Source organism: Methylotenera versatilis 301, from assembly GCF_000093025.1.
GTDB classification, from domain to species: Bacteria; Pseudomonadota; Gammaproteobacteria; order Burkholderiales; family Methylophilaceae; genus Methylotenera; species Methylotenera versatilis.
Genome location: NC_014207.1, coordinates 1,706,027 through 1,720,288, shown reverse-complemented (window position 1 = coordinate 1,720,288; position 14,262 = coordinate 1,706,027). Strand labels below are relative to the sequence as shown.

The following is a 14,262-nucleotide window of genomic DNA, read 5'->3' as shown; positions in this document are numbered from 1 at the left end:
GATAGAGATTAGTCCTCGTTCTCATTTTTAATCTGATATTTCAATTCCTCTGATAACAACAGCTGTGCGCCACTAATCACCACTTCATCGTTTGCCACCAACCCCGTAGTGTTATACCAGCCACTAATCGCTTCACTTTCAATTTCAACTTCAGTACTAATCAGGCGGCGAACAAATTTATCTGCGCCGATTTTTTGGTAAACCCATGCCTGATTGGAATACCAAACAACGGCTTCATGTGGAATAATTACGCCAGAGCTCGCCTTGCCTTGCGTATTAAGTCTTGTTGTTACACGCATGCCAGCACGCAGGCTGCCAGCGGGGGCGCGATAAAAGTAAGTTTTGCCTTGAATGGTGCTGTCGGCTTGTGGAGCATCTGAGATAAATTGCGCTTTAACAAGCTGCGTTTGCGAACCCATAGGGGCAATTTGCAGTGTGGTATTTTTATTTGGCGTAACGTCAAAAGGTAGCGTGATTTTTAACAACACGTCACGTGATTGCAAAAGTGATTCGAATTCACTGTTACTAGTGGTCTGCGTTGCCCAATTGGCTAGCGTGTTTCCCCATTGCTGACGCATGTTATCGCGTATGCCATTGGCTAATGTTGCGGAGGTGGTTAGTTTTGCCTTTTCACCACTTAATGTCGCTTGCGCTTCTTGCACGGCGCGGTCAGATACGTTTTTATCATCTTGGTTTAAAAGCTGTAAACGGTGTAAATTTTGCTCGGCACTTGTTATCGTTGAGCGCGTTACATTGCCATCGGCAAGAGCGGCTAAGTAACGAGTGCGCATTTCAATTAAGCTGTCGATTGGTTCTACTGTGCCGAATGACGCCGTTGCTGATTGATGCTGTGTGGTTTGTAGTTTAGCCGTCTGTATGCCGCTTTGTTGTTGCAATGCAATCGGCAATATCAGTGTTGCTGCACCTTTCTCATTAGCTTGATTGGCGACTATTAGTGATTTAGTCTCAATGCCTTCTTCACCTTTGGTGCTCGCTGCCTCGTATTCGTCTTTGCCGTAAAAAATTAAAAACCAAAATAAAATGACAATTAAAGCCGCTTGCAGGCCGATAATTATGGTTGCCTTACGGTTCATTTTTCATCCTCTAGTTTAATCGCAGCTTTCACTATGTTTGAACCTGTAGCACCATTATCGGCAAGTGGTTTTTGCAAAGTATTTTCTAATTGGTCTAATGATTTGTTTAGCTGAAAATTGGCTACAGCGACATTCTTCTCAGCGTTAATATCTTCTAATTTAGCATAAGTCATTTCTAGTCTATCAATGTCACCTGCAGCTAGTTTTCGCTGCATGCGTTGAGTGTTTGATTGTTGTTGAGCCAATAGATGCTGCTGATGTTCCAATACCTGTTTAGCTTGATTGACTTCAGCATTTGCAATGTTCGCATCTAATATTACTTTGGTTTGCAATGCTTCAAATTGTGCGGCCTCAACCTCGCGCAGCATGGTCGCCTCTGCGATAGCAACCTTGTTTTTATTCAGCAAACTAAGAAGACCAGACAAACCAAGCGACCAAATATTATCGCCAAACTCATAAGCTGCACCAGGGCTAATCACAATGTCGGGATATTGCCCCGCAATTTCTAGCTTCAATTTAGTTTCTGCTGCTGCGTAACGTTCTAGCGCGATACGAATGTCTAGGCGATTGAGCAGGGCCGTTGTTTGTATATCCGCATTTGAAATATTGTCTAATGATCGCTTATGATCAATTGCCAATGACATTGTTTCTACCTTAGCTAGAGGCAGCCCTATGTTGCTGGCAAGTTTAGATAGCAATATCAGCCTATTTTGTTGTGCAGAATTGACAGTAGCGCTCACGGTTTGCAATTGTAGTTTTGCATTACTAAGCTCAATATTAGAAGCCGCACCTGCGTTGACGCGCTTTTGGTAGATATTCACAATTTCTTCGCGACGCAATTCTTCTTCTGACAACAAACGCAATTCAGCCTGATTAAACTCATATTCAGTCAGCGTCTGTGCAATATTTTGTCGTAGTTGCCAAGCCGTTTGTGCAATTTCAAGCTTGGCTGCCTGTGATAAGTGTTGAGCATTCTCTATGCGTATATCACGCTTATTGGCAGTTTCTATTGGTACATCAATGCTCAAGCCAAAAGCAAATGGCTTTTTTGTTGGGTCGGGATCATCGCTGTGCGCTACATTGCCGTTTAGCGTAGGTGCTGGACCTTGCGCAGCTCTTGCCTCTGAAGATTGAGCTGCGCGCCACTGAGCGCGCGCAACATCTAAGCTGGGGTGAAAAAAGAGCGCGCAATAGCTTAGTTCGTCTAAGCCCCATTGTTGAATTGGTAAGTGTTCGGCTGGGTAACCGTTATTAAGCAAATATTCTGTAAACGGCTTGCCTGATGGATCTTTTAGCTCAAACTTGGCAGCTACAGTTGCTGGTTCAATGGGTTTAGCAACATACTGTTGAAAACTACAGCTGGCTAAAACTGTTGAAAAGCAAGTCGCTAAGGCAATTGTTCTAAGTAGCCTTGGTTGGTGGTTTGTGTTTAGTTTAGCGTGCTTAATCAAAGCAGTAATAATGGCAGCAGAAGTAATGAATGCAGAACTCGGGCATCATTACGGGAGTGTTACTCGACGATTTCTGCATTTACTGCGCTTAATGCATCTTGCAACGTCTCTTCACTTAAGCCGTTAATGGTTGTTGCAAGTAAGTCAGCGGCTTCTATCGTTGAAATAGCTAGATCGTGACTATCCATCTCTGCAATCAAGCCCGCAGCAGCACCCGTTACTTTCAACAAAGATTGGCGTTCGCGCATTAAAAGCTCTAATTCAGCTCTTAGCATATTGATTTCGTTTTGATTGATGTTAGTTTGCATGGTATCGACTCTATTTAAATGGTATTAGTGATTCATATAATATATGTGTCATTCTCGCATAATCGTGGCCAGCTCTGCTAGATAATCAGTCGTAAAGCCAAGCAAAAGTGCATTAAAACTGAAATATACAAATATTTCAGTTTTATCTATTCCCATTTGCAGTAGTTGAGATATAATGCCCGCTTGTTTGAAACGGCGGTACATTTAGTCGTTATCTACCTGCGAGAGTGGCGGAATTGGTAGACGCACTGGATTTAGGTTCCAGCGCCGTAAGGCGTGAGAGTTCGAGTCTCTCCTTTCGCACCAAATATAAGGGCTTCCCAATTGGGAAGCCCTTTTTTGTTGTCAGAAAATCTCTAAATTTTTTTCGAGTCACTACCTTTCAATCGCCGCGACTATTAAGGTTGAGCCTAATCTTAAATATTCTTTATAAATCATTGGGATAAGTAAAATCTGCTCTGGCGCCGCACCCGCAAGGTGCAAAATTAGCAAATATGCACCAAATTTAAGCTAACTAAGTTGTTGTATTTATGTTGAATTGTTGTATATATGTTAATTATATGTTGCAGCACAGGAATAATTAATTCAATATCCATACAAGAAATTTAGTTTTAATCTTTTTATTAATTAAGGAAATCACATGAAAGCCTTGAGTTTGATTACAAATCGCCACGTAGTAAGCGCATTATGCGCAGCACCAATTTTATTTAGTTGTGCTTATGCTTCAGCAGAAGATGTGGCTCCAGCTGCCGCTGAGCCAGCACCAGCTTATACGCTAACTTACAACCTAGGTTTATATAGCAGTTATATGTTCCGTGGTGTGGATTTAAGCGATGGTCCAGCTGTGCAAGGTGGCATTGATTGGGCGCACAGTAGTGGTTTTTACTTAGGTACTTGGTGGTCTAATATAGATCCTTATGTTAACGGTGGTTCTCCTACTACTGGCGCTAAAGGTAATCATGTTGAGTCGGACTGGTATGGTGGCTATGCTCACACGTTTGAGAATGGTATTGGTGTAAATGTGTTAGGTAATTACTACGCCTACCTAGAAAGCCATAAAATTGGTGATAGAAATGAAAATTCATTCGAAGCATCTGTTGCGTTGTCCTATAAATGGTTGACTTACACATATTACCGCGTACTGACTGATTATTATGGAGTTGCTAATACAAAAGGTTCTGATTATCATGAGTTGAAAGTAAACTATAAATTACCAATTGGTGATTTAAACTTCATGACAAAAGTAGGTTACCAAAACACACGTAACCAAACAGGCTCTGAAGGTGATTTTGCAATTGGTTTGAATAGAGATTTCAGTCTACCTGGAGCTGGTAAACCAATTGAAGGCTTCAATGCAGGCGCATACTACACCACAACATTTGATGTTGAAAATGAAGAGTTTTATAAGAGTGCAGATGGTAGAGACACTAATGAAGATAAGTTATGGTTTTACGTTAAACGCACTTGGTAAGTCTTAACTATCCAAATTAGTTAAAAAGGGGCGTATGCCCCTTTTTTTATTCTTTAGAATCTCAATGTCCTTAAAATGGTACGAAGTTTCCCGCTTGAAATTCACTTACCTTGTTTGTGAACTTAAGTCTAATATGCTATAGTTTGGCGCTTAAATTAAGCGGGTTTTAGCAATTTTTTGTGTTGTAACACTAATCTAAAACTCTCAGCACACTCTAAAATTTTGACCTTTAGGAATAACCGCATGGCATTGAATGTTGAAACTATCAGTAAACTAGAACGTCGTATTACGATTTCAGTTCCACTCCAACCACTTCAGGCGCAAATCCATCAGCGTTTGGCTCAAATGTCACGTACGGCAAAATTCGCTGGTTTTAGACCAGGTAAAGCGCCTATGGGCTTAGTGAATCAGCATTATGGTGATCAGGTGCGTGATGAAGTATACTCCGGCGCTGTTGAGAAAAGCTTTGGCGATGCTGTAGACGAAGCTAAATTACGCGTTGCGGGCTACCCAAATATTGAACACAAACCTTTCGATGCGGCAACGCAAAACTTGGAATACACAGCTACTTTTGAAGTATTTCCTGAAGTTGTTTATGGCGATTTAGCAAAAATGAAAATTGAGCGCCCAGTGATAGAAGTGGGTGAGGCTGATGTTAAAAAAACATTAGACGTTTTAGTAAAGCAGCGTGTGAGCTATTCACCTGTTAAACGAGCTGCTAAAAAAGGTGACAGTATTAACGTGACACTTAAAGCTTCTATTGACGGTAAAGAAGTTGAGTCTACTGGCGATAAAGGTATTGATTTAGTATTGGGTGAGGCTGGTCGTGTAGAGTCATTCGACGCTGAGCTGACAGGCGGTAAGGTTGGCACTTCAAAACAGTTTGATATTAGCTATCCAGCAGACCACACACCAGAACAATTAGCAGGTAAAACGGTGACTTATGATGTCACTTATGTAAGCGTTTCGGAGCCAAAATTGCCAGCACTAGATGCTGACTTTGCTAAAAGTTTAGGTATCGAAGACGGTGACGTTGAAAAAATGAAAGCCGAAATTACTGAAAGCTTGAATCAAGAAGTAGCTAAGCGCGTAAGTGCTAAACTTAAAGAACAAGTATTCCAAGCTCTGGTTGAAAGTGCTGATTTCGAGATTCCACGTATATTGCTTGGGTCTGAAATTAATCGCATGATGGAAACGACCGCACAAAACCTAAAACAACGTGGCGCTGATTTGAGTACCATAAAACTTGAGCCTTCAATGTTTGAAGAGCAGGCTAAACGTAGCACTACACTTCGTTTGATTTTGGGTGAATTGATTAATACTAATGGTTTACATGCAAATGCAGACCAGATTCGTGCGATGGTTGATGTGTTCTCACAAAGCTTTGAGCGCCCAGCAGACGTGGTGACTTGGTACTATGCTGATCCTAAACGTTTGGATGAGCCATCAGCTTTGGCAACTGAAGAGAACGCTGTGGCTTATGTGTTGTCCAAAGCTAAAGTAACTGACAAAAAAGTTAAATTCGATGACTTAATGGGAAATGCCTAAATGACAGGTTTTAATATGAGTAGCATGCAACAACCGCAAGCAGAGTTAGACATAAGCCCGCAAGGCTTGGGTTATATCCCGATGGTTGTAGAGCAGAGCGGCCGCGGCGAGCGCTCTTATGACATCTATTCCCGTTTACTTAAAGAGCGTGTGATATTTCTTGTTGGGCCAGTCAACGATATGTCAGCAAACCTTGTGGTGGCTCAGCTTCTGTTCTTAGAGGCTGAAAATCCAGATAAAGATATTTCTTTATATATTAACTCTCCAGGTGGTTCTGTGACTGCCGGCATGTCTATTTATGACACTATGCAGTTCATCAAAGCAGATGTAAGCACGTTGTGTATTGGCCAAGCGGCAAGTATGGGCGCATTTTTATTAGCTGCTGGTGCAAAAGGTAAACGCTTTAGTCTACCAAATTCACGCGTGATGATCCATCAGCCATCAGGTGGTTTTCAGGGTCAATCTACCGACATTGAAATTCATGCAAAAGAAATTTTGTATTTGCGTGCCAAATTAAACGATATTTTGGCGCATCATACAGGCAAAACAGCAGCTGAGATTGATCGTGATACTGAGCGTGATAACTTTATGAGCGCCACGCAGTCAGTTGAATATGGCATGATTGATAAAGTGATTGAAAGTCGCACAGAAGCGGCATAAGATTACTTTGAAGTTAAAGGTTTAAGAAGTCGTAATAATAGTAATGTTGTTACAAGCTACAATTTAAATAGGAATTACACATGGCGAATAAAGCCGACGGCGACAAGCTACTCTATTGTTCATTCTGTGGCAAGAGCCAACATGAAGTAAAAAAACTCATTGCCGGACCTTCTGTGTTCGTTTGCAATGAGTGTGTTGATTTGTGTAATGACATCATCAGAGAAGAAGTAAAGAATACTGATGGATTAAAATCAACAGATCAAAGTTTGCCTACACCACAAGAAATTTGTAAGATTTTAGATCAATACGTGATTGGTCAAACCCACGCTAAGAAGAACTTAGCTGTTGCGGTATATAACCATTACAAGCGTCTTGGTCACAATAATCTGTCTGATGGCGGTCAAAAAGACGAAGTTGAAATCTCAAAAAGTAATATTTTGTTGATTGGTCCAACCGGTTCAGGCAAAACATTACTAGCGCAAACATTGGCACGATTGCTTGATGTGCCATTCGTGATGGCTGACGCTACCACCTTGACTGAAGCGGGTTACGTGGGTGAAGACGTTGAAAACATTATGCAAAAACTATTGCAAAAATGTGATTACGATGTTGAAAAAGCCAAACGTGGTATTGTTTACATCGATGAAGTGGATAAGATTTCACGTAAATCTGAAAATGCTTCCATCACTCGTGATGTATCAGGTGAGGGTGTACAACAAGCACTACTCAAACTGATTGAAGGTACGGTTGCTTCTATACCGCCACAAGGTGGTCGTAAACATCCAAATCAAGAGTTTGTTCAACTTGATACGACTAATATATTATTTATCTGTGGTGGTGCTTTTGACGGTTTAGAAAAAGTTATCCGCTTACGCTCCGAAAAAGGTGGTATTGGTTTTGGTGCAGAAGTAAAAGGTAAAAATGACATTCGTCAGGTAGGGGCAGTGCTACGCGATGTAGAGCCTGAAGATTTGATTAAATTTGGCTTGATTCCAGAGTTTATTGGTCGTTTGCCAGTCGTTGCAACACTAGAGTCACTAGATGAAGCTGCGTTGATGACTATTTTGACCGAGCCTAAAAATGCGCTTACCAAGCAATACATCAAGCTCTTTAAGATGGAAGGTGTCGAGTTAGAGTTTAGAGAGTCGGCATTACTCTTAATTGCTAAAAAAGCACTTGAGCGTAAAACGGGTGCGCGAGGTCTGCGCTCAATTCTAGAGCATTCTCTACTTGATATTATGTATGAGTTACCTTCCCTGGAAAATTTGAGTAAAGTTGTAGTGGACGAAGGTGTTGTTCGTGGCGATGCGCCAGCAATTTTAATTTATGCAGATAAACCAACTGAAGAAGCTGTTGGTTAAACATCGTTAATTCACTTCATTGCTTTTGTTTCTAAATTATTTTGTTTGAATATTAAAGCATCTGCTGAAACTTTAGACTTGAACTCTAAAGTTTCAGCCCCATAAATGATTCTGTAGGCATAAATGGCTTACTTTTTAGCTTAATTTGGAAGTCTCCATGACAAAATCATTACCTGTATTTACACCTGATAATGGCTTATTGCCAGTATTGCCTTTGCGCGATGTAGTTGTTTATCCACATTTGGTGATTCCATTATTCGTTGGCCGCACTAAATCTGTAAAAGCTCTGGAAATTGCTTCAGAAGGTAATAAACAGATTTTATTAGTCGCTCAAAAATCAGCGAATAAAGATGAGCCAGATGCTGCTGACTTGTATGAAGTTGGCACAATCGCAACTGTGCTACAAATGTTGAAGTTGCCTGATGGCACGGTTAAGGTGTTAGTCGAAGGCGTACAGCGCGCTAAAGTTTCAGGCTTCATTGAGACTGAAGAGTGCTTTGCAGCTAATGCTGAGCTTATCGCTGAGTCCGTGAACGATGTAGAAATTCAAGCATTGATGCGCACAGTGTTCGCTCAGTTTGACCAATACGTTAAGCTGAATAAAAAAATCCCACCTGAAATATTAACTTCCCTTGCCACTATTGATGAGGCAGGGCGTCTAGCAGATACGATTGCTGCTCATTTAACTTTGAAGTTAGATGAAAAACAAAAAATATTAGAAATGTTCAGTGTGGCCGAACGCTTAGAGCATTTACTTCGCTTGATGGAAGGCGAAATTGACATTCTGCAAGTTGAGAAGCGTATCCGTGGTCGTGTAAAACGCCAAATGGAAAAAACTCAGCGTGAGTATTACTTAAATGAGCAAGTCAAAGCGATTCAAAAAGAGTTGGGCGAGCAAGATGAAAACGCTGAAATGGAAGAGCTTGAGAAGCGCATAGAAGCGGCTCGTATGCCTAAAGAAGCGCTAGCTAAAGTTGCGAGTGAGCTTAAGAAGTTGAAGCTGATGTCGCCAATGTCTGCTGAAGCCTCAGTGGTGCGTAACTACATTGATATTCTGATTAATTTGCCTTGGAAGAAAAAGACGAAAATAAGCAAAGATTTGTTAGCCGCTGAAAAAGTACTAGATGATGATCATTATGGTCTAGAAAAAGTCAAAGAGCGTATTGTTGAGTATTTAGCGGTTCAGCAACGTGTTGATAAGATTAAAGCACCAATTTTGTGTTTGGTTGGCCCTCCAGGCGTAGGTAAAACTTCCTTGGGTCAAAGTATTGCAAAAGCTGTGAATCGAAAATTCGTTCGCATGGCCTTAGGTGGCGTGCGTGACGAGTCTGAAATCCGTGGTCATAGACGCACTTATATTGGTTCTATGCCAGGTAAGATTCTGCAAAGCATGAGCAAAGTTGGTGTTAAAAACCCATTATTTTTACTCGATGAAGTCGATAAAATGGGACAAGACATGCGTGGCGATCCATCTTCTGCATTATTAGAAGTGTTAGATCCTGAGCAAAACCATACGTTTGCTGATCATTATGTAGAAGTCGAGTATGACTTGTCGGATGTGATGTTTGTCGCAACAGCAAACTCAATGAACATACCTGCGGCGCTTTTAGATCGTATGGAGATTATTCATCTTTCAGGTTATACCGAAGATGAAAAAGTAAATATTTCCATGCGCTATTTACTGCCTAAGCAATTGAAATCTCACGGCTTAAAAGAACAAGAGGCCAGTGTCTCTGAAGCGGCAGTGCGTGACATTATTCGATATTACTCACGTGAAGCTGGGGTACGTAAACTCGAGCAAGAAATTGCAAAGGTTTGCCGTAAGATTGTTAAAGAGTTGATTACAGTTAAGGCTAAAGAAGGTGTTAAAGCTGCTAAGAAAATCACTGTTACACCAAAAAACTTAGATAAATACTTAGGTGTGCAACGTTACGACTATGGTGTTGCTGCAAAAGATAATCAAGTAGGACAAGTGACAGGATTAGCTTGGACATCTGTAGGTGGTGAATTACTGACGATTGAGGCTGTATTATTGCCTGGTAAAGGTAAAACGACGACTACAGGTAAGCTTGGCGAAGTTATGAAAGAATCTACTCAGGCTGCGATGAGTGTGGTTCGTAGCCGTGCTAAGCGTCTTGGCATTACCGATGATTTTTATGAAAAGAATGATATTCATATACACTTTCCTGAAGGCGCTACGCCTAAAGATGGACCAAGTGCAGGTATTGCTATTACCACTGCTCTGGTCTCAATCTTAACGGGTATACCTGTACGCGCAGATGTGGCGATGACAGGTGAAATTACACTGCGTGGTGAAGTGTTACCTATTGGCGGTTTGAAAGAGAAGTTGCTTGCAGCTCATCGCGGTGGCATTAAAACTGTGTTAATTCCAAGCCAAAATGTAAAAGATTTGGCAGACATACCTGAAAATATCAAAAATCATCTGGATATTCATCCTGTGCAATGGATAGATGAGGTCTTAGCGCTAGCGTTGGCTTCACAACCGGTGCCGTTGTCAGAGGTGCCTCAAGTTAATGAAATTGTTGCAAATGATGTGCAAGCTGCTGATAAGTCAGTGGAAAGTAAAAATGCTGTTGTTGAGGCTATTAAGCACTAGAAAAATAAGTGTTAATCTAGGGCTTAAAGGCTTGACACAGCCTTTGTAGGCTTGATATAAAGTTGTACGGGTATCCAATACCCAAATTTAACCTAGTTTTTATTTAACAACCTTTAAGAGGGGACTACTCGTGAATAAATCAGAACTGATTGACAGTATTGCAAGTGCTTCAGGCCTTTCAAAAGCTGCAGCTGGTCGTGCGTTAGATGCAACTACAGCAGCAATTACTGCCGCAATGAAAAAAGGCGATTTAGTAACATTAATTGGCTTCGGCACATTCTATGTTGGTAAGCGCGAAGCACGTAATGGTCGCAACCCACGTACAGGCGCGACTATTAAGATTAAAGCAGCAAACTCTCCGAAATTTAGGGCTGGTAAATCTCTTAAAGATGCTGTAAACTAGCGTTTTTGTTGGTTAAGCAGGGTGCTTAGCTCAGTTGGTAGAGCGTCGCCCTTACAAGGCGAATGTCAGCGGTTCGACCCCGTTAGCACCCACCAAATAAACAAAAAATGTGACTAAGCCGTTCCTAATTTTAAATTTGAGAGTGCTGGTAATTTGAGCACTCTTTTATTTTGTAAAAAATAAGAGCGCACCTTTTAACTGGTATCAGTAAAAATGTATTAATTGTGTATTGTTAGTACATTAAGTTTTATGGAGTGGTAGTTCAGTTGGTTAGAATACCTGCCTGTCACGCAGGGGGTCGCGGGTTCGAGTCCCGTCCGCTCCGCCAAATAAAAATAGCGAGTCTTAGGACTCGCTATTTTTATTTGTACTTTTGCTTTTGCATCTCTGAAAAGCTTCTGTATTGTGCAGCTAAGAAAATTACTAAGCCTATCTTATGATATATTAGTGACGTTTTGGATTTGACGCAGTCTTATTCAAAGCTTCAATGAGTATTAAAGCTTAAAGTCTGAATTTCTGAACGGACTTGAAGTCTACAAGATGAGTATTTATTAAGGATAGAAAGTTTTTATGTTAGATCAAATTCGCACCGTAGCCCAAGGTTGGGTTGGCAAAGCTCTATTGGCTTTAATTACTATTCCTTTTGCATTATTTGGCATTGACTCTTACTTGAGTAGTGCTGGTAATAATGTTGCTGTGGCTAAGGTTGGTGGTAATAGCATCTCTGTGCAGGCATATGATAATGCTTTGAAAAATATGCGTAATCGTCTGCAATCTGAGGGTAAATTTGAGCAGGCTCAATTAGATAGTCCTGAAGTTAAGTCCTTAGTGTTAGATCAGCTTATTAATAAACAGTTGTTAAGTGATGAAATTCATAATGCCAAATATGCCATTAGCGATTCACAACTTGCTACTTATGTGACTGGAATGCCAGAGTTTCAGAAAGACGGTAAGTTTTCACAAGAGCTTTACGATCAGACTTTATCGCAAAACCAACTTTCACCTAGTAAGTTTGAAGCTGGTATGCGAGCTGATTTATTGGCGCAGCAAGCACAAGATGGCATTGCTAGATTAGGATTTATTTCCAATGCGCGTGCAGATGAAGTACTTAAACTGGCCAATCAGCAACGTGTTGTAACGGTTTCAGAAATCAAGACTAAAGACTTCGTTGATCAAGTAACTGTTAAGCCTGAAGAAGTTAAAGCTTATTACGAGCAGCATAAAAATAAACTCATTGTTCCAGAGCAAGTGAAAATTGAATTTTTATCATTAGCGCCAGTGAATTTTATGCGCAATGTGAATGTTAGCGATGATGAAGTTAAGAAGTATTACGATGATAATGCGGCAAAGTTTCAGGGTAATGAACAAAGACGCGCCAGTCATATTCTGATTGCTTTTGGTGTGAGTGCTACGCCAGAACAGAAACAGCAAGCTAAGGCTAAGGCTGAAGAAATCTTAGCTCAAATTAAAAAAGATCCAAGTAAGTTTGAGCAGTTGGCAGTTAAGAACTCGCAAGACCCAGGTTCTGCAGTGAAAGGTGGAGATCTAGGCAGCTTTAGTCGTGGTGCAATGGTAAAGCCATTTGAAGATGCCGCATTTAGTATGAAAGTAAATCAAGTGAGCGATTTGGTTGAGTCTGAATTCGGTTATCACATTATTAAAGTGACAGAAATTTCTGGTCAAAATGCTGACTTCAATAGCTTGAAACCGCAAATCAAAGGCGATTTAATGTTCCAAAAAGCTAAAGATGAGTTCGCTAAACAGGCGGAAGCATTTAGTGATTTGGTTTATACACAATCAGGTAGCTTAGAGCCAGCAGCTAAAGCTTTTGGTGGTCAAGTACAGAAATCAGATTGGCTAAGCCGTGAGTCTGGTGCGAAATTCTTTAAAAATAATGAAAAAATCATGAGTTTGATTTTTTCAAATGAAGTACTTAAAGATCGCCGCAATACAGAAGCTATTGAGGTTTCTACAGACAATATGGTTTCAGCACGCGTTGTAGACTATAAACCTGCTGCACCAAAGAGCTTTGATGAGGTGAAAGCTGGTATTGAGGCTTTGCTTAAATTAGAGGCTGCTTCTAAGCTTGCAATCAGTAAGGGTGAAGCGGCACTTAAAGACTTGCGTGATGGCAAAAATGTTGCAGGTATTGAATGGATTAAAGAGGTGACGGTTGATCGTAAAAACGCCCAAGGTCTAACGGACTTAGCAATGAATCAAGTATTTAAAACCAATACTGCAAAACTACCTGCTTATTCTGGTTTGGCTGACAGTAAGCAAGGTTACTTGCTCGTTAAAGTCATTAAAGTTGACTCATCTTCATTGGCTGATGAAGAAACTAAAAAAGCTGCTAAAGCCCAGTTAAATGCAGCTTTAGCAAATGAATATATTGCCGCTTACAAGCAATCTCTTCGTGAAAAAGCAAAAGTGACAGTAAATGAAAAGCTTTTGTTAAGTAATGCAGCAAAATAGTTAAAACTTAGATACTAAAAAAGGCACTCTTGAGTGCCTTTTTTATTGGGTTAATCTAATGTAATTTTAATCAATCACACCAGCAGCTGTAATATTCATGCCGCCATCTACATAAGTGATTTCGCCTGTAACACCTGAGGCTAAATCACTACATAAAAATGCAGATACGTTGCCTACTTCTTCAATCGTCACGTTACGACGTAAAGCCGCATGTTTTTCATTGTAGCTGATCATTTTATCGAAATCACCAATACCAGAAGCTGCGAGTGTTTTAATCGGACCAGCAGATACAGCATTTACACGTATACCTTTAGGACCTAAGCTTTGTGCCATATAGCGTACGTTAGCTTCTAGGCTGGCTTTTGCTAAGCCCATCACATTGTAGTTAGGCATGGTGCGCTCTGCACCTAGATAGCTCAATGTTAACAAACTGCCGCCTCTGCCTTGCATCATCGGCAATGCTGCCTTAGCTAGCGCTGCAAAGCTGTATGAACTGATGTCATGCGCGATGCGGAAGTTCTCACGTGTTACTTTTTCTAGATAATCACCATCTAGAGCATCTTTTGGCACGAATGCAATGGAATGGACAATTGAATCTATGCCATCCCAATGTTGAGCAATTTGAGGGAATAGAGCATCAATCAAGTTGTCATCAGCAACGTCACAATGAAAGACTAATGTAGAGTCAAAGTCTGCGGCTAATTTTGCAACACGCTCTTGGTATTTTTCCATTTGGTAAGTGAACGCTAGTTCTGCACCTTCGCGTTTCATTGCTGCTGCAATACCGTAAGCAATTGAGCGGTTACTTAATAAACCGGTGATTAATACTTTTTTACCTGCTAAAAATCCCATGACATTGTTCCTATCTTTAACTCTT

General features: G+C 40.8%; 11 protein-coding genes and 3 tRNA genes. 10 read left to right on the top strand and 4 right to left on the bottom strand.

The window, feature by feature from the left end:
- Positions 1-8: 8 nt before the first annotated feature.
- Genes M301_RS07850 through M301_RS07840 form a run of 3 tightly spaced genes read right to left on the bottom strand, consistent with a single transcriptional unit; the run spans position 9 to position 2,853 of the window.
- On the bottom strand, positions 9-1,094 hold the full coding sequence (locus M301_RS07850; RefSeq protein ID WP_013148230.1) for an efflux RND transporter periplasmic adaptor subunit: 1,086 nt from the start codon (positions 1,092-1,094) through the stop codon (positions 9-11).
- Positions 1,091-2,545: a TolC family protein gene (locus M301_RS07845; protein ID WP_013148229.1), complete on the bottom strand. Its 1,455-nt coding sequence runs from the start codon at positions 2,543-2,545 to the stop codon at positions 1,091-1,093. The genes M301_RS07850 and M301_RS07845 overlap by 4 nt, the downstream gene beginning before the upstream one ends.
- Positions 2,546-2,604: 59 nt before the next feature.
- Positions 2,605-2,853 carry a hypothetical protein gene (locus M301_RS07840; RefSeq protein ID WP_013148228.1) on the bottom strand — a complete coding sequence of 83 codons (249 nt, stop codon included), beginning with the start codon at positions 2,851-2,853 and terminating at the stop codon, positions 2,605-2,607.
- Between the two features lie 221 nt (positions 2,854-3,074).
- Between M301_RS07840 and M301_RS07835 the strand changes: the two genes are divergently transcribed.
- The 10 genes from M301_RS07835 to M301_RS07790 all read left to right on the top strand — a co-directional run bounded on the left by M301_RS07835 (position 3,075) and on the right by M301_RS07790 (position 13,385).
- Positions 3,075-3,159 (top strand) — tRNA-Leu (locus M301_RS07835).
- A 334-nt stretch (positions 3,160-3,493) separates the two neighbouring features.
- A complete protein-coding gene (locus M301_RS07830) occupies positions 3,494-4,324 on the top strand; it encodes a TorF family putative porin (protein WP_013148227.1) in 831 nt (276 codons plus the stop codon).
- A 243-nt stretch (positions 4,325-4,567) separates the two neighbouring features.
- Positions 4,568-5,872: a trigger factor gene (tig, locus tag M301_RS07825; RefSeq protein ID WP_013148226.1), complete on the top strand. Its 1,305-nt coding sequence runs from the start codon at positions 4,568-4,570 to the stop codon at positions 5,870-5,872.
- Entirely contained in the window at positions 5,873-6,532 is a 660-nt protein-coding gene (clpP, locus tag M301_RS07820) for an ATP-dependent Clp endopeptidase proteolytic subunit ClpP (RefSeq protein ID WP_013148225.1), read from the top strand. It abuts the gene before it with no gap.
- An 80-nt stretch (positions 6,533-6,612) separates the two neighbouring features.
- Positions 6,613-7,893, top strand: coding sequence for an ATP-dependent Clp protease ATP-binding subunit ClpX (gene clpX, locus M301_RS07815; protein ID WP_013148224.1), 1,281 nt, complete (start codon positions 6,613-6,615; stop codon positions 7,891-7,893).
- 157 nt (positions 7,894-8,050) lie between these two features.
- Positions 8,051-10,510, top strand: a complete 2,460-nt coding sequence (gene lon, locus M301_RS07810) for an endopeptidase La (RefSeq protein ID WP_013148223.1) — start codon at positions 8,051-8,053, stop codon at positions 10,508-10,510.
- Between the two features lie 130 nt (positions 10,511-10,640).
- The gene (locus M301_RS07805) at positions 10,641-10,913 is read left to right on the top strand and encodes an HU family DNA-binding protein (RefSeq protein WP_013148222.1); all 273 of its coding nucleotides are present in this window, start codon (positions 10,641-10,643) and stop codon (positions 10,911-10,913) included.
- Between the two features lie 19 nt (positions 10,914-10,932).
- Positions 10,933-11,008, top strand: a tRNA-Val gene (locus tag M301_RS07800).
- A 156-nt stretch (positions 11,009-11,164) separates the two neighbouring features.
- Positions 11,165-11,241, top strand: a tRNA-Asp gene (locus M301_RS07795).
- 242 nt (positions 11,242-11,483) lie between these two features.
- Positions 11,484-13,385: a SurA N-terminal domain-containing protein gene (locus M301_RS07790; protein ID WP_013148221.1), complete on the top strand. Its 1,902-nt coding sequence runs from the start codon at positions 11,484-11,486 to the stop codon at positions 13,383-13,385.
- A gap of 66 nt (positions 13,386-13,451) precedes the next feature.
- On the opposite strand, the gene fabI is transcribed toward M301_RS07790, so the two are convergent.
- Positions 13,452-14,237 (bottom strand): enoyl-ACP reductase FabI, encoded by a 786-nt coding sequence (fabI, locus tag M301_RS07785; RefSeq protein WP_013148220.1) that lies wholly within the window; start codon positions 14,235-14,237, stop codon positions 13,452-13,454.
- Positions 14,238-14,262: the final 25 nt, after the last annotated feature.

Coding starts and splice junctions, on each gene's coding strand:
- M301_RS07850 (WP_013148230.1), bottom strand. CDS start 1,094: ATGAACCGTAAGGCAACCATAATTATCGGCCTGCAAGCGGCTTTAATT.
- M301_RS07840 (WP_013148228.1), bottom strand. CDS start 2,853: ATGCAAACTAACATCAATCAAAACGAAATCAATATGCTAAGAGCTGAA.
- M301_RS07830 (WP_013148227.1), top strand. CDS start 3,494: ATGAAAGCCTTGAGTTTGATTACAAATCGCCACGTAGTAAGCGCATTA.
- tig (WP_013148226.1), top strand. CDS start 4,568: ATGGCATTGAATGTTGAAACTATCAGTAAACTAGAACGTCGTATTACG.
- clpP (WP_013148225.1), top strand. CDS start 5,873: ATGACAGGTTTTAATATGAGTAGCATGCAACAACCGCAAGCAGAGTTA.
- clpX (WP_013148224.1), top strand. CDS start 6,613: ATGGCGAATAAAGCCGACGGCGACAAGCTACTCTATTGTTCATTCTGT.
- lon (WP_013148223.1), top strand. CDS start 8,051: ATGACAAAATCATTACCTGTATTTACACCTGATAATGGCTTATTGCCA.
- M301_RS07790 (WP_013148221.1), top strand. CDS start 11,484: ATGTTAGATCAAATTCGCACCGTAGCCCAAGGTTGGGTTGGCAAAGCT.
- fabI (WP_013148220.1), bottom strand. CDS start 14,237: ATGGGATTTTTAGCAGGTAAAAAAGTATTAATCACCGGTTTATTAAGT.